Raw genomic sequence first — 23931 nt, forward strand, 5'->3', positions numbered from 1 at the left:
ACCCTAGGCAGGACGGTGCCGTCCGTCGTCGTCCCGCGGGGTGAACCGCGTGTCCGCCCCCGGGATGAGCCTCGGGCCGGCGCCCGGGTGTCGGACGGCACTGGCAGGGTGCCGGTCGTGTCCTCGCCCCTCGGGTCGGCGTTCTGGCGGCTCTGGTCGTCCAGCGCTGCCTCCAACCTCGCCGACGGGGTGAACCGCGTCGCGTTGCCGTTGCTGGCCGCCACCCTGACCCGCGACCCGGTCGCGGTCGCCGGGCTGACGGCGCTGGCCTTCCTGCCCTGGCTGCTGTTCGCGTTGCCGGCCGGCGCGTTCGTCGACCGGACCGACCGCAAGCGCGCGATGGCGGTCGCCAACGTCGTCCGGGCCATCGCCCTGACCGCGCTGGCGGCCACCGTGCTGACCGGGACGGTGTCGCTCGTCGTCCTCTACGCCGTGGCCTTCGCGGTGGGGGTCGCCGAGACCGTGTACGACAGCGCGGCCCGGGCGATGCTGCCGCAGGTGGTCCGCCGCGACCAGCTGGACCGCGGCAACGGGCTGCTCACCACCGCCGAGGAGGCCAGCCAGGGCTTCATCGGCGCGCCACTGGGCTCGGTGCTCTTCGTCCTCGCCGCCGCCGCGCCGCTGCTCACCACCGCCGGCGGGTTCCTGCTCGCCGCCGTCCTGGTGGTCGGCATCGCCGGCAGCCACCGGCCGGCCCGCGCGGCGGGCCCGCGCACGACCATCCGCCGGGACGTCGCCGAGGGCGTGAGCTGGTTGTGGCGGCACCGCTTCCTCCGCGGCCTCACGTTGGTCTCGGCGAGCACGGCCCTCACCTCGGCGATGACCACCGGCGTCTTCGTGCTCTACGCCCTGGACACGCTGGAGATCGGCGAGGCCGGGTTCGGCCTGCTGCTGACCGCCTCCGCAGCGGGCGCGGTGGTCGGCGGGCTGACCGCCGCGCCGCTGGCCCGCCGGATCGGTCGCACGGCGACGCTGGTCGCCGGGTGCGTGCTGGCGGCGCTCACCTTGGGGGGCATGGCCTTCACCGAGAACGGTGTCGTGGCCGGGGTGCTGTTCGCAGCCGGGACGGCGGGCGTGCTGTTCTGGAACGTGCTCACCATGTCGCTGCGGCAGGCGCTGATCCCGGAGGCGCTGTTCGGCCGGGTGCAGGGCGGCTACCGGACGCTGGTCTGGGGCGGCATCCCGCTGGGTGCCCTGGCCGGTGGCCTGCTGGCCGACGCCACCAGCGTGCCCACCGTCTTCGCCGTGTCCGGCGCCGTCCAGCTGGTGCTCGCCGGGGTGCTGTGGTGGCTGCTCGCCGCCCATCGGGAGCTGGTGGCGAACGCCTTCGCCGCGGACGAGGAGCCGGCGCCGGCCTGAACGTCAGGCGGGACCGGGGACGTCGACGTGCAGGACGTGCGGGCCGCCGCCGTCGGCGTCGTACCCGGTGTCCAGCTTGAGGTCGCCGGAGGGCAGGCCCTGGTCGGCGCACCAGTCGTGCAGCCGGCCGAAGCTCTCCGCGACCTTGACCAGCGGCCCGTCGTGGACCACCCGCGCCCAGCGGCCCGCGGGCAGGACCACCGCGCGCATCCCGGCCGGCACCGCCGTGGCCGCGCCGGTGAGCACCCCGACCGTCTCCCGGTAGCGACCGCCACCGAGGTGCTCGCTGGCCTCCACGTAGCCCGTCGCCGCGGGGTCCGGCAGCTCGGTGGCCCGGCTCAGCAGCGCCTTCCAGGCCGTCGGCACCCGGTGTCGCAGCTCATCGAACGGGGCCTCCAGCTGCACCCCGACCACGCGGAGCTCGGGCAGGTCGGTCAGTTCCGCAGCGATCGTCGTCACGTCGGCGGACCGTAGCGGCTCAGGGATCCGCGCGACCAGAGCGCGGCGGGTCAGGCGGAGGCGCGGCGATGCAGCAGGTCGGCCTGGTCGGCGGCGGCGCAGTCGGCGGTGAAGTCGGCCAGCACCCGGCGGAGCGCCACCCCCAGGAGGTCGGCCCGCACGTGCAGCTCGTCCCGGGGCAGCAGCGGCAGCCCGGTGCTGCCCACCCGGGCCAGCAGCGCCACGTCCTCGTCGAGGACCGTGGTCGCGGTCGCCTGGGCCTCGGCGAGGGCTGTGGCGAGGGCATCGGGGGACGCCGTGCCCCGGGTCTGCTGCACGAGCACGCAGGTGTGCACCCGGGTCGAGTCGGCGTCCTCGGGCTGCAGCAGCCGGACGACCGTGGTGAGCAGCCCCGTCCACGGGTCCTCCTCCCGCCGTACCAGCTGGAACGGGGCCCGGTGGACGGCGATCACCCGCCGACGGTCGGCGCGTTCCTCCTGCACGCCGGAGAAGCCGCCACGCTCGTACGTCAGCACCGGGACGGCCGGCTCCGACACCTCCGACGCCGGGCGCACCGGGCGACGGGACGTGTCGAGGAAGGCGTCGGCGAGCGCGCCGGCCGACGCGGGGCTGCGCACCGGGGCCAGCCAGCCGGACACCGCCTGCGGGTCATCGGTCTCCGGGACGGCGAGCACCTGGTCGCGCGGCTCGGCCGGGGCGATCCAGACGACGCCGAGGCGCTCGACGACGGCCCACGCGGGGGGATCGGCGTCCAGTGCGCCACCGGCCCGCCGGTGCACCGTCCAGGTGCGGCCCAGCAGCCGGGTCTGCAGGTAGCCGCCCTCCCGGAGCTCGGTGGCCAGGGCGACCGGGTGCCAGGCGTGCTCGAGCGCGGGGTGCAGGTTGTCCAGGACCGGTCCGTCCGGCGGCGGCAGGTCGGGCACCGGCTCCGGCGACGGCGCGGCCCCGGTCGTCCGCGGTGGCCGTGCCGTCGGCGTGGGGTCGGGGGCCAGCCACACCCAGCCGTCCCGTTCCTCGACCGCCCAGGGGGCGGAGAGGTCGGCCCGCGGCGGTGGGGTGCCCACCGGCCCCAGCGACGGGATCTCCACGCAGCGGCCCTCCGCGTTGAACTGCCAGCCGTGGTAGCTGCACTGCACCCGCCCGTCGACGACGGTGGCGGTGGTCAGTGGCACCAGCCGGTGCGGGCAGCGCGCCGACAGCGCGGTCACCTCGGCCCCGGGCCGGGTGCGGAGGACGACGTAGGCCTGCCCGCCCGCGCCCACCTGGAGCGGCGTCGTCCCCACCTCGCGGGAGCGGGCGACGGGGAACCAGCCGGTGGCGGACGTGGCCCGCCCACCGGCCCAGGACGTACCCGTCCGGGAGTCCGGGGTCCTGGAGTCGAGGGTCCTGGAGCCGGGGGTCCTGGAGCCGGGGGTCCGGGAGCTCGTGGTCCTGGAGGAGGCCATGCACCCATGGCACCAGCCGGCCGTTTCCCCGGCGTTGCCCCTGCGTGGACTTCAGGCGTCGTTCGAGACCATTCCGGTAACTATCGGGACACCCCGACTCCCATTGTGAGCGTCCACACCCTAGGGTGACCGCGATCACCCGACAGGCAACACACAGTGAGGTGCCATGTGACGCCACCGAACGAACGCAAGCTGCTGACCCCAGAGGAGTACCGCGCGGCGCAGGACTCCCCGGAGTTCACCGAGCTGCGTCGCCGGTTCCGCAGCTTCGCCGTCCCCATGACGGTCGCCTTCCTGGTCTGGTACGCGCTGTTCGTCCTGCTCTCCACGTACGCGACCGACTTCATGTCGACGGAGGTGTTCGGCAACGTCAACATCGGGATTCTCCTGGGCCTGGGGCAGTTCGTGAGCACCTTCCTGATCACCCAGCTCTACGTGCGGCACGCGAGCAAGAACACCGACCCCATCTCCGACGAGATGCGCACCCGCCTCGAGGCCCACGAGTTCGCTTCCCCCCGGAACCAGGAGACCCCCCGTGGCTGACGTGTTCGCCGCCGAGAGCGCGACCATCGGCGAGCCGGCGATCAACATCTCGATCTTCGGCGCCTTCGTGGTGGTGACGCTGATCATCACCTTCCGGGCCAGCCGGAACAACAAGAGCGCAGCCGACTACTACGCCGCCGGCCGCAACATCACCGGCACCCAGAACGGCCTGGCCATCGCCGGTGACTACCTCTCGGCGGCCTCGTTCCTGGGCATCGCCGGGGCGATCGCCATCTACGGCTACGACGGCTTCCTGTACTCGATCGGCTTCCTCGTCGCCTGGCTGGTGGCGCTGCTGCTGGTCGCGGAGCTGATGCGCAACACCGCCCGCTTCACCATGGCCGACGTGCTGGCCTTCCGGATGCGGCAGGGGCCGGTGCGCACCGCAGCGGCCATCTCCACGCTGTTCGTCTCGCTCTTCTACCTGCTCGCCCAGATGGCCGGGGCCGGTGGTCTGGTCGCCCTGCTGCTGGGCGTCAGCGGCGCCGCGGCCGAGGCGGTCGTCGTGGTCGTCGTCGGTGCGCTGATGATCTTCTACGTGCTGGTCGGCGGCATGCGCGGCACCACCTACGTGCAGATGATCAAGGCGACGCTGCTCATCGCCGGCGCCCTGGTCATGACGATCTGGGTGCTCGCCGAGTACGGCTTCAACCTGTCCTCGCTGCTCGGCGGCGCGGTCGCGTCGGAGGGCCAGCAGGTCCTGGAGCCCGGCGCCCAGTACGGGGTCTCGAACGCCACCCGGCTGGACTTCATCAGCCTCGCGCTGGCCCTGGTGCTCGGCACCGCCGGGCTGCCGCACGTGCTGATGCGCTTCTACACCGTGCCGACCGCCAAGGACGCCCGGAAGTCCGTCGTCTGGGCCATCTGGCTGATCGGCGGCTTCTACCTGTTCAGCCTGGTCATCGGCTACGGCGCCGGTGCCCTGGTGGGCTCCGAGACGATCCTCGCCGCGCCCGGTGGGGTCAACGCGGCAGCCCCGCTGCTGGCCTTCGAGCTCGGCGGCACCGTGCTGCTGGGCATCATCGCCGGCGTCGCCTTCGCCACGATCCTCGCGGTCGTCGCCGGCCTGACGATCACGGCGTCGGCGTCCTTCGCCCACGACGTCTACGCCTCGGTGCTGAAGAAGGGCCAGGGCGACCCGAACGCGGAGGTCCGGGTCGCCCGGATCACCGCCGTCGTCATCGGCGCGGTCTCCATCGGGCTGGGCATCCTGGCGCTGCAGGCCGGGATCAACATCGCCTTCCTGGTGGCCCTGGCCTTCGCGGTGGCGGCCTCGGCCAACCTGCCGACGATCCTCTACACGCTCTTCTGGAAGAACTTCACCACCCAGGGCGCGCTGTGGTCGATCTACGGCGGGCTGATCGTCTGCATCGGCCTGATCATCTTCTCGCCGGTCGTGTCGGGCTCGGAGACGGCGATGTTCTCCAACTTCGACATCGCCTGGTTCCCGCTGCGGAACCCGGGCCTGGTCTCCATCCCGCTGTCGTTCTTCCTCGGCTGGCTGGGCACGAAGGTCTCCAAGGAGAAGCCGGACGTCGACAAGTACGCCGAGCTCGAGGTCCGGTCGCTGACCGGCATCGGCGCCGAGAAGGCCGTCGCCCACTGAGGGCCTGAGCTGAGCAGGTCCTGAAGGCGCGAGGCGCGTCCCCGGTGGGGGCGCGCCTCGCGTCGTCCCCGGGGGCCTCAGGCGGCGGCCGGGGCGGTGGCCGGCTCCTCCCGCGCTGCGGCGGGCAGGGCGGCGGGCTCCGGCAGGACGGCGTCGACGGCGGTCGTCGCGGCGCTGACCGCACCGGCGGCGGAACGGCGCCGGCGGACGGCGGAGCGGCTGACCAGCCCGGCCAGCACCACGCAACCGGCGAGCACGTGCTGACCGGGGGCGAGCAGGGCGACGACGACCGCCGCGGCGTAGACCACCGAGAGCAGCACCGTGGCGACGGGGAGCCGGCCGGCCAGGTGCAGCGCCGGCAGGCGGGGCACGGACAGCCGGGGCAGGGAGAGGTGGGGGGTGGGGACGGGCAGGTGCACGGCGGACCTCCAGCGAGTGCTCGGGCGCCCGCCGGGCCGGCGTCCCGGGTCCGCTGGGGAGCGGAGCCGGGGCGCCGGCACGGCGACGGCGCAGCGGGCGTGCCCCCTGTGGCGGATCACAGGAGGCGACGCGTCACTTGAGGGCGTCCTTGGCCTTCTGGAGGATCCCCTGCATCGGCACCGGCGGGGTGCCGTACAGCCGCGGGTCGCCCGGCGGCAGGATCGGGGCGTCGGCGTTCGCCGCGATCGGCCGGGCGGTCAGCTGGTTGTCGGTGCCGTCCAGCGCCGGTCCGTTGGCCCAGCGGCCGTTCGCCGCATCGGGGCCGTCGGAGGCGTCGAGGAACGCGTAGGCGAACTCCGGCGGCTCCTCGTCCAGCGGGAAGGCCGCCGGCACCGGGATGTTGTCCAGCCCGTCCGCCTTGAGCTCCTCGGCCGCGGCGAGCCACTGCATCTGGTGGTAGTGGTCCCGCGCGATCAGGAAGCGGAGGGTGTCCTTGACGCCCTTGTCGTCGGTCATGTTGTAAAGCCGGCTCACCTGCAGCCGGCCCATCATCTCGGCGGTGGCGTTGTAGTGGAAGTCGGCCATCAGGTTGCCGCTGGCGGTCACGTACCCGCCGCTCCACGGGAGGCCCATGCTGTCGCGGTAGTAGGCGCCGCCGCCGTTGACGATGGCGTGCTGCGGGTTGGCCTGCCCGTAGGCGGCAGCGCTCTCCTTCGAGTGGTCGGCCGAGTCGGGCTTGAGCGGCTGGTGGTCCAGCAGCCGGTCGATCAGCGTCACCAGGATCTCGACGTGCGCCAGCTCCTCGGTGCCGATGGCCAGCAGCATGTCCTTGTACTTGCCGGGCAGGCGGCAGTTCCAGCCCTGCAGCAGGTACTGGGTGGCGACGGTCATCTCGCCCCACTGGCCGCCGAGGACCTCCTGGAGCCGGCGGGCGTAGTTCGCGTCGGGGCCGTCGGGCTTGGCCTCGTACTGCAGGGCGTGGGTGTGCGTGAACACGGGCGTTCTCCCTCTGCGTCGGTCGCTGTCGCCGCCCTCGCGGTGACAACAGACAGATGCCCCCTCCCGGTGTCACCCCCGTGCCGTCCGCTGGCCCGCAGGGGCCGACCTGTCGGCACCCCCGCAGGAGGGTGCCCTCACCGGTCCGGCAGGCGCACCACCAGGGTGAACGCGCCGTCGGCACCGCGGGACCACGCCAGCCGCCCGCCGAGCTCCCGGGTCTGCCGCTGCACCGACCACAGGCCCAGGCCGCTGAGGTCCACCGGCGGGGTCGTCCGGTTCAGGTGCCCCAGCACCTGGTCGGCCGGCACGCCCTGCTGGGTCACGGCGAGGTCCACCCACCCGCCCCGCCGGTCGACCTGCAGACGAACGGGCTGGCCGCGGCCGTGCCGGTGGGCGTTCTCCAGCAGGTTGGTCAGGATCCGCTGGACCCGGGCGTCGGCCACGGTGACCTCGGCGGCGTCCGCGTCCAGCTCCACGTCCAGCTGGTGGTCCGGCAGCCCGGAGGCCCCCACCGAGGCGCGGACCACGTCGACCAGCTGCCGGACCCCGCGCCGTTCGGGCGCGCCGCCGGTCGCGTTCGCCGTGCGGAGCATCGAGGCGAGGTGCTGCGCCTGGCTGCGGGCCAGGTCGAGCAGCTCCGGCCGGCGTTCGTCGTCCTCCAGCCGCTCCAGCGCCGCCTCCAGGGCGGCCAACGGGCTGCGCATGTCGTGGCACAGCGCCCGCACCAGCGCGTCACCGGTGCTCACCGGCTCAGCGGCGGGGTGGGGCAGGTGGCTGCGCACCACGCGCAGCAGGTCGGTGAGCAGTGCGGGCAGCGTGGCGGGGCGTGTGTCGGCAGCGAGGGTCACGGGCACCTCCGGTGGAGCGGTCGGTCAGCCACGCCGGGCGCAGCCGATCTCTGGGAGTGACGTGGAGGGACTCGACGTCGGTGCCGCTGCTGAGCACCGTCCCCCCGTGGACGTGGTGGTGGTCGACGACCACCCGTTGTTCAGCCGAGGCCTGGAACTGCTGCTGCCGCCGGAGAGCGGCGGCCGGGTACGGGTCGTGGGGACGACGGACGACGCCTCGGCCGGCGCGGCCCTGGTGCTCCGGCACAACGCCGACGTGGCCGTCGTGGACCTGCACATGCCGCCCCCCGGGGGCACCCGGGCGATCGCGGCGATCCGCCGGGCACGGCCGATGACCCGGATCGTGGCGCTCTCCGGGCTGGCCGAGGCCGATGCGGCCCTGGAGGCGCTGCGGGCCGGGGCCAGTGGGTTCCTGCCGAAGACCGCCAGCCCCGAGGCGCTGGTCCGTCCACTGCTCGCCGTCCTCGACGGCTGGTCGGTGATCCCGGAGTCGCTGCTGCGCCAGCTGCTGGACGACGCCGCGCCCACCGCGGACCAGGGCATCGCCGCCCAGCTGACCGCCGACGACCGCCGGCTCTGGCGGCTGGTGGCCGCGGGCACCAGCACCGTCGACATCGCCACGACGCTGCACGTCTCCGAGCGCACCGTGAAGCGGCTGGTGGCCAACCTGCTGCGCCAGCTGCGGGTCTCCACCCGGGTGGAGGCGGCCGCCCTCGCCGGGCGGGTCGGACTCGACTCGACCGGGACGAGGCCGGTGCGCTGAGGGCTGCGGCGGGGCGGGCATCACGCCCCGGCTACCCGGAGCGGCGCGACGCACCCGCGGACCGTGCAGTTCCGGTTTGCCGCGGCGGGTCGTGGCTAGGGTCCGCCCATGCCTGCACGGATCGTCCTGCTCGGTGCCACCGGTCACACCGGTGGCCGGACGGCGGCCGCCCTGGCCGCCCGGGGTGCGCGGCCGGTGCTCGCCGGGCGCGACCCGGCCCGGCTCGCCGCCCTCGCCGACCGGCTCGGCGGCGCGGCCGGTCCGCTGGAGACCGCAGCCGCCGACGTCACCGACCCGGGATCGGTGCGCGCGCTGCTCGGTGCCGGGGACGTGCTGGTCACCACGGTCGGGCCGTTCCAGCGGCTGGGGGAGGCCGCCGTCGCCGCGGCCACCGACGCCGGGGCGGTCTACCTGGACTCGACCGGTGAACCGCCCTTCCTGCGCCGGGTGTTCGAGGAGTTCGGGCCGCGGGCGCAGGCCTCGGGCGCGGTGCTGCTGACCGCCTTCGGCCACGACTACGTGCCCGGGGTGCTGGCGGGTGCGCTGGCCCTGGCCGAGGCCGGCGACCGGGCCCACCGGCTGGACGTCGGCTACGGCCTGGACGGCGGCCGGGGGCAGGGCTTCTCCCGCGGCACGCTGGTCTCGCTGATCGGGGTGCTGCTGGAGCCGGGGCACGCCTGGCGCGACGGCCGGCTGGTCGAGGAGCCGGCCGGGGTGCGGGACTGGCGGTTCGACGTGGCCGGCCGCACCCGCCGGGGGCTGTCGGTGGGCGGCTCGGAGCACCTGACGCTGCCCGACCTGTCGCCGTCCCTGCGTGAGGTCGGCGTGTACCTGGCCTGGTTCGGCCAGGCGACGCCGGTCGCCCACCGGCTCGCGCCGCTGGCCCCGTGGCTGGGCCGGGTGCCGGGGGCCACGGCGCGGGTGGAACAGGTCGCCGACCTGGTCGGGCGCCGGTTCGCCGACGCGCCGACGACCGAGGGGGAGGCCCGCACCCACGTCGTCGCCGAGGTGCGCGACCGGTCCGGGGAGCGGGTCGCCCGGGTGCGGCTCCGCGGCGGTGACCCCTACGAGATGACCGCGGACCTGCTGGCCTGGGGGGCGGTCCGGGCCGCGGACGGCGGGGTCCAGGGCGCCGGCGCCCTCGGCCCGGTGCAGGCCTTCGGGCTCGACGAGCTCACCGCCGGGGCGGCGACCGCCGGGCTGCGGCCGGCGTGACCCTGCTCGCCTGCGTCGACATCGGCTCCACCTGGACCAAGGCGGCGCTGGTCGAGGCGGCCACCGGGCGGCTGGTCGAGACGCGCCAGGCGCCGACGACCCCGGAGGACGTGGTGGCCGGCGTCCTGGCCGCGACGGAGGGGTGGGACGCGGCGGTGCGCGCCTGTTCCAGCGCCGGCGGGGGACTGCGGCTGGCGGTCGTCGGCTACGAGGAGCTGATCAGCGCGGAGGCCGGGCACCGGGCCGCACTCTCCGCCGGCGCCCGGGTGGTGCACGTGGCCGCGGGCCGGCTGGACGCCGCGGCGCTCGAGCAGCTGGCGGCCGCCGCCCCCGACGTCGTCCTGCTGGTCGGTGGCACGGACGGCGGCGACGCCACCGTGCTGCGGCACAACGCCGCCGCCCTGGCGGCCCCGCTGCAGGGTCCCGGCGCGAGCCCGCGAGGGCTGGGGCGCAGTGGGGTCCTTCCGTGGGCCGTCCCGGTCGTGGTGGCCGGGAACGTCGCGGTCCGGGCGGGGGTCTGCGCCGTGCTGGCGGCGGCCGGCACCCCGGTCACCCCGGCCGACAACGTGCTCCCCGACATCGGGCGGCTGGCCCCGGAGTCGGCCCGCGCGGCGATCCGCGACGTCTTCCTGACCCACGTGATCGGCGGGGCCCGGCTGTCGGCGGACCCGCGGCTGCGCCGGTGGGTGCGGGCGGTCACGCCGGACGCGGTGCTCGACGGCGTGGCGGTGCTGGCCGAGCTGCGGGCCGGCGCCGAGGCCCCGGGTGTGCTGGTGCTCGACGTCGGTGGGGCGACGACCGACGTGTACTGCGTGCCGGCCGTCGACGCCGAGCAGGCGTCGCTGCACCGGGCGGCGGTCGGGGTGCCGGCCCGGCGGCGCACCGTCGAGGGCGACCTGGGCGTGCACGCCAGCGCCGACGCGCTGCGGCAGGCGGCCGGGGACGAGGGGCTGCCCGTGCCCGGGGACGACCCGCTGGCCCTCGGCGAGGCCGCGGCGGTGGTGGCGCTGCGCCGGCACCTGCGGGCGGAGGCGGCCTACGGCCCCGGCGGTGCGAGTGCGCGCGGGGTGGGGCTGGTGGTGCTCTCCGGCGGGGTCTTCCGGCACGCGGCGCCCGCGGCGACCGCCGCGGCGGTGCAGCGGGTGGCGGCCGACCGCGGCGGGGCCGGAGGGGTGCTGGCCGGCGCGCGGGTGGTCGTCGACGGCCGGTACGTGCTGGCCGCGGCCGGACTGCTCGCCGGGGACGCCCCGGCGGCGGCGTCCGGGCTGCTCAGCGGGCTGCTCGCCCGCTGAGGAGGGTCGCGGTCAGCCGACCCGGAGGCTCGGCTCGGCCGTCGTCCCGGACCAGCCGGCAGCCGTCCTGGCCCTGCCGGCCGTTCGCCGGGGAGGGTCAGTGGTACGGGGTGAGGGTGCCCGCCCAGCTCCCGGATGCAGCCTGCGCGAACTCGGCGGCCTCGTCGGCGGCCATGTCCCGCGCGGTGTAGCCGCCGCTGCCGGCACCGACGCACGCCAGCACGGTCACCAGGCCGGCCCGGCGTTGGGCCAGGGACTGCCGCACCTCCCACCCCACCACAGCGCGGTCCTGCAGCACGGTGTGGCTGCGCACCAGCCACCCCGAGCGGATCGCGAACGAACGGGGGCCGGCCACGTGCCCCAGCGCGGTGTAGCGGGCCAGGCCGAGCGGGATGCCGAGCAGCACGAGGGCACCCCCGGCGGCCAGCAGCGGCCACCAGCCCGTCATCGCCGTCAGCACCCCGCCCGCTGCCGCCACCAGCAACCCGGGCACGGTGCCCCGGGCGATGCTCCGCCGACGAGCGGCCGGGGGGTGCCGGTGCAACGGACCGGGGTGGTCGACCAACTCGACGGAGAGCGCCCGGGCGAGCTCCGCCGGTCCCAGTGGCAGCACCTGCCCCCGCCGCGCGGCGTCCCCGAGGCCGGTGACCAGGGCGCTGACCCGAGCCGCGCCGACCAGCCGCATGCCCAGTCCCTCGCTGATGGTGCAGCCACGGATCCGGTCGATGTCCAGCTCGGTGTGCCTCCGGGTGACCAGGCCGCGGACGGCGACGAGCGCCCCGCCGCGCCGGAGCAGCCGGAACCGCCAGTTCACCAGGGCGCTGCCGATGATCGAGCCGAGGATCAGCAGCAGCAGCCCGCTGACGACCAGCCGGACCACGATCCGGGTGTCGGAGACGTCCGGCGACCAGAACTCCGGGACGAACTGGTCGGGCAGCTCCTCGGCGGCCCGGAGCAGCGCACCGCCGGCGGCCAGGGGCACCGCCAGGTAGCTGCCCACCAGGGGGGCGTAGACCAGCCAGCGGTAGTCGAAGCGGAGCAGCTCCTCCTCCGGGTCGGCGGCGGCGTGCCGGCCGCCCTCGCCCGCGTCCTGCGCGGCGGCGTGCGTGAGCAGCCGGTGGCGCAGCCGGTCGCCCTCGGCGCGGGTGACGCCGTCGATGACCAGCTCCTCCTCGCTGGTCACCGAGCCGGCCGCCGCGTCGATCCGCACCCGGACGAGCCCGAGCAGCCGGTGCAGCACCGGCGCCTCGACCTCCACCCCCCGGATCCGGTCGTTGGGCACGGTGCGGGCCGACCGGGAGAGCAGCCCGCGGGTGACGACGATGGCGGACTCCCCGTCGGTGTAGCTGAACCGCCACCAGCTGATCGCCGCCCCCAGCAGCGACAGCACGGTGATCCCGACGACCAACGCGACCACCGTGCCCAGGCCGTCACCGAGGCCGCGGGTGATCCCCAGGGCGAGCACCGCCGGCACCAGGGCCCGCGCCTGGCGGAACGTCACGGTGTGCAGCAGCAGCACCCACGCCGACGTCCGCCGCCCCAGCGCCTCCGGTGCGCCGGTCACGTCGCCTCGTCGCGTACGAGCTCCGCCCGGCGTGCGAGGTCCTCGGCCACCCGCCGGGCCACGTCCACCTCCAGGTGCGGCACCCGGACGGTGCCCTGCGAGGAGGCCGTCAGCACCGCGACGGTCGCCAGCCCGAACAGCTGCTGGAACACCCCGCGGTTGACGTCGACGGTCTGGATCCGGGAGATCGGCACCAGGGTCCAGGTGCGGGTCAGCCAGCCGGTGAGCGTGTAGACCGCCTCGGCGGTGACCTCCCAGCGGTGCACCCGGTACCGCAGCCGCGGGCGGATCGCGATCGCGACCACGGCGTAGACCAGCACGATGGCCGGGCCCAGCCAGCGCAGCAGGGGGACGGCCCAGCCGGCGTCGGCGGGCACGAAGACGATCGCGGCCGCCACGATCGCCGCGTACACGATCGTGCCGAGCACCGCCTGCGTCACCCAGAGCCCGATCGCGGCGTGGGACAGCGACCAGGCGGGTTCCCGGACGGGGGCCGGCGGGGGAGCGGACATCGGGTCCATCCTCGCAGTGCCCGGCCGGCCGAGGGACCGCACCGCCGGTGGCGCGCTCCGGTGCGTGCCACGATGGATCGCGTGATGATGCCGCAGCAGGTCCCGACCGTGCCCGCCGCCGAGGTGCCCGACGACGCCGTCGTCCTGGACGTGCGCGAGGGCGACGAGTGGTCGGCCGGGCACGTCGAGGGCGCGACGCACATCCCGATGGGCGACGTCCCCGCCCGGCTCGGCGAGGTGCCCGAGGGCGACCCGCTGTACGTCACCTGCCGCAGCGGGGGGCGCTCGGCGCGGGTGACCGCCTGGCTCAACCAGAACGGCTACGACGCGGTGAACGTCGGCGGCGGGATGGGCGAGTGGGACGCGGCCGGCCGGCCGATGGTGAGCGAGACCGGCCGCCCGCCCTACGTGGTCTGAGCGGACCCCGAGTCCTGGCTCAGTCGCGCACGGGGTAGTCCGCGAAGCGGGCGCGCAGGTCCTTCTTGGAGAACTTGCCGACGCTGGTCTTGGGCACCTCGTCGATGAACTCCACCGCCTCGGGCATCCACCACTTGGCGACCAGGGGCTGCAGGTGCTCCAGGATCTCTGCCTCCGTCGCCGTCTGACCCTCGTTGAGGACGACGCACGCCAGCGGCCGCTCGTCCCACTTCGGGTGTGGGATGCCGACGACGGCGGCCTCCTTCACCGCCGGGTGGCTCATGATGGCGTTCTCCAGGTCGACCGAGGAGATCCACTCGCCACCGGACTTGATCAGGTCCTTGGTGCGGTCGGCGATCCGGATGTTGCCGAACTCGTCCAGCGCGGCGACGTCCCCGGTCTTCATCCAGCCGTCGGGCGTGGTCAGCTCCACGCCGGCGTCGGGCTCGTAGTACTCCTTCGCGCACCACGGGCCGCGGACCTGGAGCTCACCGGTGGCCTTGTCGTCCCAGGGCTGCTCTTCGAGGGTGTCCGCGTCGACGATCCGGGCCTGCACGCCGTACAGCGGCAGGCCGGCGCGGGCTCGCCGGTCGGCCTTGGTGGCCTCGTCGGCGTCCGCCCAGCGGGTCGACAGCGTGCCGCCGGAGGCGACCGGGTGGGTCTCGGTCATGCCCCACGCCTGGTAGATCGGCAGGCCCACCTGCTCGCGGTAGGCCTCCGACAGCGCCTTCGGGACGGCGGAACCGCCGCAGCCGATCTTGCGCAGCCGGTGCGGGCGCCCGGCGAGGTGCGGCAGCATGCCCTGCCAGATCGTGGGCACGCCGGCGGTGAAGGTGACCCCCTCGTCGACGATCAGGTCGGCCAGCGCCTGAGGCTGCATCATCGCCCCGGGGAAGACCATCGCCGCGCCGGCGGCCGGGGCGGCCTGTGCGATGCCCCAGGCGTTGGCGTGGAACATGGGGACGACGGGCATCGCGACGTCCTCGACCCCGATGCCGAAGCCGTTGGGGGAGACCACGGCCATGGTGTGCAGCACCGTGGACCGGTGGGAGTAGACGACGCCCTTCGGGTTGCCCGTCGTGCCGCTGGTGTAGCACATGGAGGCGGCCGCGTTCTCGTCCGTGGTGGAGAACTCGACCGGGTCGGCGTCGGCCAGCAGCGCCTCGTAGTCGAGCACCCGCGGGTCGTCGGGGATCTCGTTGTCGCCGCCGTCGTCCATCACCACCACGTGGCGGACGGTCGTCATCGTGTCGATCAGCGGCCACAGCAGGGGCAGCACGGTGCGGTCGACGAAGACGACCTCGTCCTCGGCGTGGTTGGCGATGTAGGTCAGCTGCTCGGGGAAGAGGCGCACGTTGAGGGTGTGCAGCACCCGCCCGGTGCAGGGGGCGGCGAAGTAGAGCTCCAGGTGGCGGGCGGAGTTCCAGGCGAACGTGCCCACCCGGCCGTCGGCGCTGATGCCGAGATCGTCCAGCACCCCGCCCAGCCGCCGGGTGCGCTGCGCCCACTCGGCGTAGGTGGTGCGCACCTTGCCGCTGGGGTTGTTGGTGACGATCGGGACGTCGCCGTGGTGCTGCTCGGCGTGCCGGAAGATCGTGTCGATGGTCAGGGGGACGTCCTGCATCAGCCCGCGCATGCGGGCATCGTGCCAGTGACGGAGGTCACCGGCCAGCCTGTGGCCGAGGCCGTCGACGGTCCGCTGCGGACCCGAGGAGGAGACATGGACGTCGCCGACGCCGGCCCGGTCGAGGACGCGGTCGCGGCCGCCCGGCGTGCCTTCCCGGGGTGGTCGACCACGCCGGCGGCCGACCGCCAGGCGCGGCTGCGGGCACTGCGCCAGGTCGTCCTGGACCGGGCCGAGGAGATCGTGGCCACCGTGCGCGCGGAGACCGGCCGGCACCCGGCCGACATCGCCGTGGCAGAGGTGCTGCACGCCGCGGCGCACCTGGACTGGCTGGCGAGGCACACCGCCGGTGCGCTCGCCGGCCGGCGGACCACCGTCTGGCCGCTGGTGCACAAGCGGACGGAGGTGCACGCCCGGCCGCGCGGGGTCGCCGCCGTGCTGGCGCCCTGGAACTACCCCTTCCTGCTGGCGCTGCTGCCCGCGACGACCGCGCTGGCTGCTGGGTGCACCGTCGTCCTCAAGCCCTCCGAGCACACCCCGGACGCGGCCCGGCTCCTCGAGCGCCTGGTGACCGAGGCCGGCTTCCCCCCGGACGCGCTGCGGGTCGTGCCGGGCGGGGCGGAGGTGGGCGAGCTGCTGGTCACCGCGGACGTCGACGTCGTCTCGGTGACCGGGTCGGCGGCGACCGGCCGCCGGGTCGCCGCGCTCGCCGCGGACCGGCTGACGCCGGTGGTGGCCGAGCTGGGGGGCACCGACGCCATGATCGTGCTGGCGGACGCCGACCTCCGGCGGGCGGCCCGGGCGGCGGCCTGGGGTGCGTGCTTCAACGCCGGGCAGTCCTGCGTGTCGATCGAGCGGCTGTACGTCGTCGCCGCCGTGCACGACCGGTTCCTCGCCGAGCTGGAACGGGCCTTCGACGAGCTCACGGTGGGGGGCGGGGGCCGCCGCGACATCGGGCCGATGGTCCTGCCGGCCACGCTGGCGACCGTCCAGCAGCAGGTCCGGGACGCGGTGGCCGCCGGTGCGCAGCTGCACCGCGGTGGCCGGCGGGTCCGCGTCGGGTCCCGGGACCACCTGGAGCCGACCCTGCTCTCCGCCGTCCGGCAGGGCTCCGACCTGGTGCAGCAGGAGACCTTCGGCCCGGTCCTGCCGGTGCTGTCGGTGCCGGACGAGGAGACGGCGGTCCGGCTGGCCAACGACTCGGCGTACGGGCTGCAGGCCTCGGTCTGGACGGCCGACCGGGCCCGCGGACGGTCGCTGGCCGGGCGGCTGCGGGTCGGTGCGGTGGCGATCAACGACTGCCTGGTCAACTACGCCGCCCCCGGGCTGCCGTTCGGCGGCCGAGGAGCGTCCGGGACCGGCCGGCAGGGTGGGGTGGAGGGCCTGCGGGCGTACTGCTTCACCCAGACCCTGACCGACAGCCGGTTGCGGCCGCGCCGGGAGCTGCAGTGGTTCCCCCGGATCGGTGGCGCCGGGACGTGGATCAGAGTGGCTCGGCTGCTGTACGGCCGGCCACGTCGGGCTCCCCGAGCTCCTTCCGGACCCGCTGCTCAGCGGCCGTGAGCGGGTTGTCGCTGTCGGTGACCGCGTTGATCAGCTCGACGATCGGGTAGCCCTGGGCCTCCTCCTCCTGGAGCTTCTGCGCGAACCCGCCGGACCGGATCTGCGCCAGGACGTCACGGAAGTGGCGCTCCATCCCCTCGGCGTCCTGGCCCATCGTGCCCAGGAAGCCGCCGTACATCGCCACCAGACCGTGCGAGCGGACCGACTCGAAGAACCCCGCGCTCGCCATCGTGCTGATCACCCGCGACATCTCCCCGGACAGGTAGAGCTCGCTGACCAGGGCCTCGGCCGGGAGCCCGGCCTCCAGGCCCAGCCGGAACGCCAGCTGGAAGGTGGTGCCGAGGTAGGAGCCGACGCTCTGCTCGATGAACAGGTCCAGGGTGGCCTCCTGCTCGGCGCTCAGCTGGATCGCACCCCGCCGCAGCGAGCCGATCGCCGAGGCCAGCGCGAGCAGCCGCTCCTGGGCTCGGCCGGTGGCGTCCTGCTCCACGTTGACGTAGCTGAGGAAGCCGCTGCCCTCGACGAACGTCGTCCGGACCTCCTCGCCGAGCATCCGGGGCGCCAGCAGCAGGACGTCGACCCCGGCCGGTGGCTGCACCAGCCCGAAGGCGAGCACGTAGCCCGACGCGAAGCAGATCGCCGACCCGGGGGTGAGCCGAGGCGCGACCTGCTCGCGGAAGACCTGGGGGATCGCCTCGTCGGGCAGCAGCAGGTAGACGACGTCGGCGCCGACCACGGCCTCGCCGAGGTCGAGGACCTCGAACCCCTCGGCGACCGCGCGCCGGCGGTGGTCGTCGTCGATGTTGCCGACGGTCACCGTCAGCCCCCGGTCGCGCAGGTTCAGCGCCACCGACCGGCCCAGGTTGCCGTAGCCGAGCACCGTCACCGCGGCGCCGGCCAGCGCCGCGGGGTCGGCGTCGGCCTCGCGGTAGAACACCGTCTCCTGCTGAGTCATGCGGTCGGCTCCGTCTCTGGTCGTGTCATCTCGGTCGGGCGTCGCCCGGCGGTCACCGCTTGCGGGCCAGGGTGAGGCCGTCGGCCATCGGCAGCACGACCACCTCCACCCGGTCGTCGGCCACCAGCCGGCTGTTGAAGGCCCGGAGCGCCGCGGCGTCCCCGGACGCGGCCGGGTCCAGCACCCGGCCGCCCAGCAGCGTGTTGTCGTACACCAGCAGCCCACCCGGCCGGGTCCGGGGGAGCAGCTCGTCGTGGTAGGCGGCGTAGCCGGCCTTGTCCGCGTCGACGAAGGCCAGCTCGAAGCGCTCCTCCCGGGGGAGCGATCGGAGGGTGTCCGCAGCCGGGCCGAGCCGGAGCTCGATCCGGTCGGTGAGCCCCGCCTCGGCCCAGGCGTGGGCGGCCGTGGTGGTCGCCGCCGCGCTGATGTCGCAGCACAGCAGCCGCCCTCCCGGTGGCAGGGCGCGGGCGATCGAGATCGACGAGTACCCGGTGAACGTGCCGACCTCCACCGCCTGCCGGGCGCCCACCAGGTGGGTCAGCAGGGTGAGCAGCGGGCCCTGCTCGGGGGCGATCTGCATGGTCGCGTGCCGCGGGTACTGCTGGCGGGTCCGCGCGACCAGCCGCTCCTGCACCGGGTGGGCCGGGGTGCTGTGCGCGAGGACGTAGTCGACCACGCCCGGGGTCGGGGCCACCCGGCGTGGCTCCCCGGGGGCCCGGGTCACCGCACCGGCCGTGGCCGGTCCGGACGGCGTCGGGGGCCGGTCGTGGTCCCCGACGCCCCCCGGTGCGCTCACCGGCAGGTCAGCGGCGGAAGCGGGACTTGTGCGACGTCTCCCGCATGTCCTGCTTGAGGTGGGAGAACATCAGCGCCCCGACCGCCGCGGGCACGACGACGTGCCAGGCGTGCCCGATCCGCTCGAGGCGTTCGGCCCGCTCCCTCTCCTCGGGGGTGAGCGTCACCACCGTGCCGGTCGCGGTGCCGGCGGGGCCGCCGACCGCGGTCACCGTCGCGGCGCGCTTCGCATAGATCTTGTTGCCCTTGGTGCGGGCCTTCATGGCGGCCACGGAGGCGCCGAGCGCCACCCCGGTCAGGGTGGCCCGCATCGCGTCCTCGGGGCCGTCGTTGATCCACTTCGGCACGCCGTTGTCGAACGGGGCGCCGTCGTAGCGCACCATGCTGGTGCCCCACACGTAGGCGGTCACGGCGCCGGCCGTCAGGCCGCGGGACGCCTTCCAGCCGGCGTCGAGCACCCGGGCGCGATCGGCCGGGTCGTCGATCGCCCCGCCGACCCCGCGGAGCAGGGAGCCCAGCGCGGCGAGCGAACTGCCCCACCAGGCTGCCAGACCCATGTCCCGGATCGCCCGGTAGTTCCTGTCGGACCTCTCGCTCACGTTTCCTCCTGGGATGGCTGTCGGGTCGGCCGGGGCCTCGTCGGCCGTGGCCTCGTCGGCCGGTGACCCTGGAGCGGACGCCGGGCCGGCTCTGTCTCCGAGTGCGACCGCTACCGGGGCTGGGTACGGTGGGACCTACGGATGTGAGGATCGTCTCAATTCGGGGTGGGGTGCGCATCTTGAGCTCGTCCCGGGACCGGGCCGTCCGCACACCCGGGGGCGAGCGGGCCGTCGCCCTCCGGGGCCTCTACGAGGACGTCCTGGGTGTCGTCGGGGTCGGTGCCGACGACGGGTTCTTCGTGGTCGGCGGGTCGTCCCTGCTCGTCGAGGTGCTGCTGGAGCGGGTGGTGGGCGAGTTCGGCGTGACCGTGCCCGTGGAGGACTTCTACGCCGAGCCGACGCTGGCCGGCCTGCAGACACTGGTGTTCCCCGCGACAGGTGGTGATCCGGGGCGAGGTGAACCCGCCGCGGAGGCGGACCTGCTGGCACTGCTGACCGAGGCGGCCGGCGACGACCCGGCGCGCGCGGCGGTCACCGGCCCGGACGGCACCCTCACCTACGCCGACGTGCTGGCCGTGGTGGCCGAGGCGCGTGCTGCCGCCACGGACCGACCGGCGGGCCCACGGGTGGTCCGGCTGCCGACGACGGCGGCGGGTGCCCGGGTCGCCCTCGCCGCACTGGCCGGGCAGGAGCCGGTGCTGCTGCTGGACCCCGCCGCGACCGGGGCCGAGGAGCAGCAGGCCTGGACGGCGCTGGTCGGTGAGCTCGCCGCGGGGCGCCGGCTGCCGGCGGTCCACGCCGTCACGACGTCCGGGTCCACCGGGCGGGCGAAGGTCGTGCTCACCCCGAACGACGGCACCGTGCGCCTCCGGCTGAGCCAGGCCCGGGACCTCGGCGTGCACCCGGGGGACCGCTACCTGGTGACCGCACCGCTGCACTACGGCTACGGGCTCGGTGCCGGCCTGCTCGCCGGCCTGCTCGGCGGGGCCACCGTGCTGCTCCCGCCGCAGCCGCCGACGCCGGAGGCGCTGCGGACCTGGGCGGAGCAGCACGCGATCACCCTGCTGATGGGCGTCGGGCTGCCCTACCGCTTCCTGCTGGCCGCCGGGGCGTCCCTGCCCTCCCTCCGGCTGGCGATGGTCGGCGGTGAGCCGCTGGCGCCGGCGCTGGCCGACGCGTGGCGGGAGCGCACCGGCGTCCCGCTCGCCGACGCCTACGGCACCAGCGAGACCGGGCACGTCAGCACGAACGTCGCGGGGGTCCCCGGCTCGGTGGGCCGGGCGCTGCCGGGCGTGGAGCTCCGGGTGCTGCCCGAGGGCGGGGTGCCGCAGCCGACGGGCACGGGGGAGCTGCTGGTCCGGTCCCCCGCGCTGGCACTGGGCTACGCCGGTGACCCGGAGCTGACCGCCGACCGGTTCCGGGACGGCTGGTACCACACCGGCGACCTCGCGGAGGTGCGCCCCGACGGGCAGCTGTTCCTGCACGGCCGCCTGGACGACCAGCTCAACGTGGGCGGCGCGAAGGTCGACCCGCGCGAGGTGGAGGCGGCGTGCCGCGAGGCGCTGGAGCTGCGGGACTGCGCCGTCGTCGGGCAGCCGCTCCCGTCGGGCCGCACGGAGATCTGCGCCTACGTCGTCGCCGATCGGCCGGTGAGCCGGGCCGACCTGGTGCAGGCGCTCGGCGACCGGCTCAGCAGCTACAAGATCCCCACGCGGGTGGTGCAGCTGGACGCACTGCCCCGCGGCAGCAACGGCAAGCTCGCCCGCCAGGAGCTGCCCCGATGACCGTCACCGGTGGGCGGCCGGACCCGTCGCCGGCCGGCGATCCCGCGGTGGCGGCCCGGCTGGCCGAGGGCTCGCTGGCCGACGTGCCGCTGGCGGTGCTGCAGGCGGGGCTGCGGCTGCCGCTGCACGACCACCTGGGGCTGGAGCTGACCGGGCTGCGGCCGGTGGTGGTCGAGCTGCCGCTGACCGACCGCTGCCGCACCCAGGCCGGCCCGCTCCACGGCGGTGCGCTCGCCACGCTCGTCGACGTGGCCGGCAACGTCGCGGTCGCCACCAGCGGTGCGGTCGACGTCTCCCGCTACGGCCTGGTCACCGTCCGGGCCGAGATCGACTTCCGGGCCCAGCCGACCGGGGAGCGGGTCCGGGCCGAGGCCGAGGTGGTCGAGGTCGGCCGGCGGTCGGCGCGGACCGAGTGCGTCGTGCGGGACGACGCCGGGCGGGTCGTCGGCCGGGCCACGCTGACCACCCGGATGCTGCCGCGCGCGGGGCTGCCCGGGACCGGCCTCGCGGGCGCCGGGTGCTGACCGCGACGGGGCCGGCGAGTGGACCCACGGCCGGGGGCCCACCGCTGTCCTGGCCGCAGGAGGTGCTGTGGCTGGCCGAGCGGATGCGCCCGGGCACCGTGCTGGACCCGCGCTGCGCGGTGCACCGGGCCTTCTCCTTCCCGAAGCCGCCGGACCTGGAACTGCTCGGGCGGGCGCTCACCGCGGTGGTGGCGCGGCACGACGCCGTCCGCACCGTGCCGGTCCCGGAGGACGACGGGGTGCGCCTGGTGGTGTGCCCCCCCTCGGCGGTGACGGTCGAGATCGCGGCGCTGCCCCCGGGCGCCGGGGACGACGAGGTCCGCCGCGGCGTCCTCGCCGCCGCCACCGCCCCCTACGACCTGGTGGCCGGTCCGCTGCTGCGGGCGGCCTGGCTGCCCCGCGAGCGCGGCGGGATCCTGGTCCTGGCCCTGCACCACTGGGCCGGCGACGTGGCCGCGCTCGACGCGCTGCAGCAGGAGGCCGCCGAGCTGTACGCGTGCCTCCGCGACGGCCGCCCGGCACCCCCGGCGCCACCCGGCTACGCCGCCCTGGCCGCGGCCCGGCGGGCGGCGGACCCGGCCGGGCACGAGGAGCTCGCGGCCTGGTGGCGGACGGAGCTGGCCGGGGCCCGCCGGGGCGCCCTGCCGGGCAGCGGGGCGGGCCGGACCGGCGGTGCGACCGGGATGCTGGCCCGGCCACTCGGCGGCCCGGCGTCGACCGCGCTGCTGGAGCTCACCGCGGCCCACCGGGCCTCGCCGTACATGGTGCTGCTCGCCGCGATCGGCGCGTTGCTGGACGACGGCCGGGGCGACCCGGACCGCCTGGACGCCACCGTCTTCACCGTCGACGGCGGCCGGTCGGGGGCCGAGCGCCGGGTGGTCGGCTTCCTGTCCGAACCGCTGCCGCTGCGGCTGCGGCTGGATCGCACCCAGCCTTTCGGTGTCGCGGTCGCCGCCGCCCGGACCACGGTCCTGGCCGCGATGGGGCACCGCGGCGTCCCGTTCGTCCGGCTGCTGCAGACCGCGCCCCGCCTGGCGGTCGCCCTGCTCCGCGGGCGGCGGCCGGCCACGCTGGTGCAGTACTTCTCGCCGGCCGACCTCGAGCTCGGCGGCCGGCGGGGACACGTCCTGCCGACCTTCCCGGCCACCGGCGCGGTGGAGGCCCACCCGTGGGCGGTGCCGGTGGACCTGGACGTCACCGTGGAGCGGCGGGGCGCCGAGCACAGCGTGGCGATCCTCTTCGACCCCGGGCTCTGGGACCGGGCCGACCTCGAGTCGACCCTGGACCGGCTGGAGGCCGTGCTCACCGGTGGCCTGGCCCACCCGGAACGGCCACTGGCCCGGCTCGCCGACGGGCCACGATGACCACCGGCGAGGCCGCGGTGGCCACCGGCCCGACGGCGCCGGGCCCGGTGGACTGGTTCCCGCTCCAGCTGCCCGGCGTGCCGGCCGGCCCGGCGGCCGCCCGTGCGGCCGCCCTGGCGGGCAAGCGTGCCCGGACCCCCGTCGAGCCGATGGCCGCCTTCGGCGAGGACGGGGCGGTGTGGACGGTCTACCGGTACGACGACGCCGCCGCCGTCCTGGCCGACGACGCCCGGTTCTCCCTCGGGGTGGTCGAGGAGCGGTACGGCGCCGTCCTCGGCCGGTCGGTGCTCACCGTGGCGCCGCGGGCCCGGCGGGCGCTGCGCCGGGTGCTCGCCACGCACCTGCACCCGGACGACCCGGCGGTGGCGGAACTGGTCGAGTCGGTCGTCACCGAGCGGGTCGCGGCGCTGGCGCCGGCCGCGGACGGCCCGGTCGACCTGGTGCCGCTGCTGGCCGCCCAGGTGCCGGCGCGGGTGCTCGTCCGGCTGCTGGGGCTCCCGGGGGAGGAGTGGGCGGCGGTCGCCGGGCTGGCGTCCGCCGCGGCCGGGTTCCTGTCCGATCCGCGGGGCGCGATCCGCGCGGCCCGGGCGCTGCGCCGGTCCTTCGCCGGGCGGCTGCACGCCACCGGCCCCGGAGACGACGTGGTCACCGCCCTGGCGCGGGTCGAGGTCGACGGGGAGCGGCTGGCCGAGGCCGAGGTGGTGGCGTCCCTGCTCCTGCTGGCCTGGGCCGGCACCGAGACCGCGCACCCGGCGGTCCTGACCTGCCTGTACGCCGTCCTGGCCCACCCCGGGGTGGCGTCGGCGGTCCGCGCCGACCCGGCACTGGCCCTGGCGGCGGTCGACGAGGCGCTGCGCTGGGAAGCGCCGGTCCAGGTGACCTCCCGCCGGGCGGAGCGGGCGACCCGGATCGGGGACACCGTCGTCCCGGCGGGCGCCACGGTCCTGGTGCACCTGGGCTCGGCCAACCGGGACGAACGCCGGTTCGCCGACCCGGACCGCTTCGACCTGGCCCGCAGCGGCAGCCCCGGCCACCTGGCCTTCGGCACCGGCGTGCACCGCTGCCTCGGCTGGCAGCTGGCCCGCACCGAGGTCGCGGCGTGCGTCCGGGTCCTGCTCGACCGCTGGCCGGACCTGCGGCTGGCCGAGGACTCTCCGCCCCCGGAGGGCGCGGTGCTGCGCAGCCCCCGCCGGCTGCTCGTGCACCTGCGCTGAGACCGCGCCCCATCCGCCCACCGAGCCCCATCTCCAGCCACCGGAGGACACGTGCGACAGGTCCCGC

23 protein-coding genes are annotated in these 23931 nt (G+C 75.8%); 12 read left to right on the top strand and 11 right to left on the bottom strand.

All coding sequences use genetic code 11. The annotated features are described in order from the left end of the window. Positions 1-117 precede the first annotated feature (117 nt). Positions 118-1359 carry an MFS transporter gene (locus tag O2W18_RS00200; protein ID WP_269185573.1) on the top strand — a complete coding sequence of 414 codons (1242 nt, stop codon included), beginning with the start codon at positions 118-120 and terminating at the stop codon, positions 1357-1359. Positions 1360-1362: 3 nt separating this feature from the next. On the opposite strand, the gene O2W18_RS00205 is transcribed toward O2W18_RS00200, so the two are convergent. Both O2W18_RS00205 and O2W18_RS00210 read right to left on the bottom strand, forming a co-directional pair. Then, positions 1363-1818 (bottom strand): GyrI-like domain-containing protein, encoded by a 456-nt coding sequence (locus O2W18_RS00205; RefSeq protein WP_269185574.1) that lies wholly within the window; start codon positions 1816-1818, stop codon positions 1363-1365. 50 nt (positions 1819-1868) lie between these two features. Continuing rightward, the gene (locus O2W18_RS00210) at positions 1869-3263 is read right to left on the bottom strand and encodes a Rieske 2Fe-2S domain-containing protein (protein ID WP_269185575.1); all 1395 of its coding nucleotides are present in this window, start codon (positions 3261-3263) and stop codon (positions 1869-1871) included. Positions 3264-3431: 168 nt separating this feature from the next. Between O2W18_RS00210 and O2W18_RS00215 the strand changes: the two genes are divergently transcribed. Beyond that, positions 3432-3806, top strand: a complete 375-nt coding sequence (locus tag O2W18_RS00215; RefSeq protein ID WP_269185576.1) for a DUF485 domain-containing protein — start codon at positions 3432-3434, stop codon at positions 3804-3806. Further along, positions 3799-5412 carry a solute symporter family protein gene (locus O2W18_RS00220; protein WP_269185577.1) on the top strand — a complete coding sequence of 538 codons (1614 nt, stop codon included), beginning with the start codon at positions 3799-3801 and terminating at the stop codon, positions 5410-5412. The genes O2W18_RS00215 and O2W18_RS00220 overlap by 8 nt, the downstream gene beginning before the upstream one ends. Positions 5413-5489: 77 nt before the next feature. On the opposite strand, the gene O2W18_RS00225 is transcribed toward O2W18_RS00220, so the two are convergent. The 3 genes from O2W18_RS00225 to O2W18_RS00235 all read right to left on the bottom strand — a co-directional run bounded on the left by O2W18_RS00225 (position 5490) and on the right by O2W18_RS00235 (position 7679). After that, positions 5490-5831 carry a hypothetical protein gene (locus O2W18_RS00225; RefSeq protein WP_269185578.1) on the bottom strand — a complete coding sequence of 114 codons (342 nt, stop codon included), beginning with the start codon at positions 5829-5831 and terminating at the stop codon, positions 5490-5492. A 133-nt stretch (positions 5832-5964) separates the two neighbouring features. Then, positions 5965-6828 (bottom strand): manganese catalase family protein, encoded by an 864-nt coding sequence (locus O2W18_RS00230; RefSeq protein ID WP_269185579.1) that lies wholly within the window; start codon positions 6826-6828, stop codon positions 5965-5967. 137 nt (positions 6829-6965) lie between these two features. Further along, positions 6966-7679 carry a sensor histidine kinase gene (locus O2W18_RS00235; protein ID WP_269185580.1) on the bottom strand — a complete coding sequence of 238 codons (714 nt, stop codon included), beginning with the start codon at positions 7677-7679 and terminating at the stop codon, positions 6966-6968. Positions 7680-7785: 106 nt separating this feature from the next. Here O2W18_RS00235 and O2W18_RS00240 point away from each other — a divergent pair, with 106 nt between their 5' ends. From O2W18_RS00240 to O2W18_RS00250, 3 genes are all read left to right on the top strand, one after another. Beyond that, positions 7786-8442, top strand: a complete 657-nt coding sequence (locus O2W18_RS00240; RefSeq protein WP_269185581.1) for a response regulator — start codon at positions 7786-7788, stop codon at positions 8440-8442. A gap of 108 nt (positions 8443-8550) precedes the next feature. Then, complete coding sequence (locus O2W18_RS00245) at positions 8551-9657, top strand: hypothetical protein (protein ID WP_269185582.1); 1107 nt, start codon at positions 8551-8553, stop codon at positions 9655-9657. Beyond that, complete coding sequence (locus O2W18_RS00250) at positions 9654-10949, top strand: glutamate mutase L (RefSeq protein WP_269185583.1); 1296 nt, start codon at positions 9654-9656, stop codon at positions 10947-10949. Before O2W18_RS00245 ends, O2W18_RS00250 begins: the two co-directional genes overlap by 4 nt. Positions 10950-11046: 97 nt before the next feature. Here O2W18_RS00250 and O2W18_RS00255 read toward each other — a convergent pair whose 3' ends face one another. Further along, a complete protein-coding gene (locus O2W18_RS00255) occupies positions 11047-12513 on the bottom strand; it encodes a PH domain-containing protein (RefSeq protein WP_269185584.1) in 1467 nt (488 codons plus the stop codon). Further along, complete coding sequence (locus tag O2W18_RS00260) at positions 12510-13025, bottom strand: PH domain-containing protein (protein WP_269185585.1); 516 nt, start codon at positions 13023-13025, stop codon at positions 12510-12512. The genes O2W18_RS00255 and O2W18_RS00260 overlap by 4 nt, the downstream gene beginning before the upstream one ends. Positions 13026-13109: 84 nt before the next feature. Between O2W18_RS00260 and O2W18_RS00265 the strand changes: the two genes are divergently transcribed. Continuing rightward, positions 13110-13442, top strand: a complete 333-nt coding sequence (locus O2W18_RS00265; RefSeq protein ID WP_269186722.1) for a rhodanese-like domain-containing protein — start codon at positions 13110-13112, stop codon at positions 13440-13442. Positions 13443-13461: 19 nt separating this feature from the next. Here the strand turns inward: O2W18_RS00265 and O2W18_RS00270 are convergent, their stop codons facing one another. Next, positions 13462-15078 (bottom strand): long-chain fatty acid--CoA ligase, encoded by a 1617-nt coding sequence (locus O2W18_RS00270; protein WP_269185586.1) that lies wholly within the window; start codon positions 15076-15078, stop codon positions 13462-13464. Positions 15079-15162: 84 nt separating this feature from the next. Here O2W18_RS00270 and O2W18_RS00275 point away from each other — a divergent pair, with 84 nt between their 5' ends. Beyond that, positions 15163-16629 (top strand): aldehyde dehydrogenase family protein, encoded by a 1467-nt coding sequence (locus tag O2W18_RS00275; protein ID WP_269185587.1) that lies wholly within the window; start codon positions 15163-15165, stop codon positions 16627-16629. Here O2W18_RS00275 and O2W18_RS00280 read toward each other — a convergent pair. The 3 genes from O2W18_RS00280 to O2W18_RS00290 all read right to left on the bottom strand — a co-directional run bounded on the left by O2W18_RS00280 (position 16550) and on the right by O2W18_RS00290 (position 18978). Continuing rightward, positions 16550-17584, bottom strand: a complete 1035-nt coding sequence (locus O2W18_RS00280) for an NAD(P)-binding domain-containing protein (RefSeq protein ID WP_269185588.1) — start codon at positions 17582-17584, stop codon at positions 16550-16552. The genes O2W18_RS00275 and O2W18_RS00280 overlap by 80 nt on opposite strands. Positions 17585-17636: 52 nt before the next feature. Further along, the gene (locus O2W18_RS00285) at positions 17637-18278 is read right to left on the bottom strand and encodes an O-methyltransferase (RefSeq protein ID WP_269185589.1); all 642 of its coding nucleotides are present in this window, start codon (positions 18276-18278) and stop codon (positions 17637-17639) included. A gap of 109 nt (positions 18279-18387) precedes the next feature. Beyond that, positions 18388-18978, bottom strand: a complete 591-nt coding sequence (locus O2W18_RS00290; protein ID WP_269185590.1) for a hypothetical protein — start codon at positions 18976-18978, stop codon at positions 18388-18390. A gap of 179 nt (positions 18979-19157) precedes the next feature. Between O2W18_RS00290 and O2W18_RS00295 the strand changes: the two genes are divergently transcribed. The 4 genes from O2W18_RS00295 to O2W18_RS00310 are packed head-to-tail and all read left to right on the top strand — an operon-like array spanning position 19158 to position 23864. Continuing rightward, positions 19158-20762, top strand: coding sequence for an AMP-binding protein (locus O2W18_RS00295; RefSeq protein ID WP_269185591.1), 1605 nt, complete (start codon positions 19158-19160; stop codon positions 20760-20762). Then, on the top strand, positions 20759-21286 hold the full coding sequence (locus O2W18_RS00300) for a PaaI family thioesterase (RefSeq protein ID WP_269185592.1): 528 nt from the start codon (positions 20759-20761) through the stop codon (positions 21284-21286). Before O2W18_RS00295 ends, O2W18_RS00300 begins: the two co-directional genes overlap by 4 nt. After that, positions 21280-22650, top strand: coding sequence for a condensation domain-containing protein (locus O2W18_RS00305; protein ID WP_269185593.1), 1371 nt, complete (start codon positions 21280-21282; stop codon positions 22648-22650). The genes O2W18_RS00300 and O2W18_RS00305 overlap by 7 nt, the downstream gene beginning before the upstream one ends. Next, positions 22647-23864 carry a cytochrome P450 gene (locus tag O2W18_RS00310; protein ID WP_269185594.1) on the top strand — a complete coding sequence of 406 codons (1218 nt, stop codon included), beginning with the start codon at positions 22647-22649 and terminating at the stop codon, positions 23862-23864. The genes O2W18_RS00305 and O2W18_RS00310 overlap by 4 nt, the downstream gene beginning before the upstream one ends. The last annotated feature ends 67 nt before the right edge of the window (positions 23865-23931 follow it).

Origin of the sequence: Modestobacter sp. VKM Ac-2983 (assembly GCF_026967885.1) — a bacterium.
GTDB lineage: Bacteria > Actinomycetota > Actinomycetes > Mycobacteriales > Geodermatophilaceae > Modestobacter.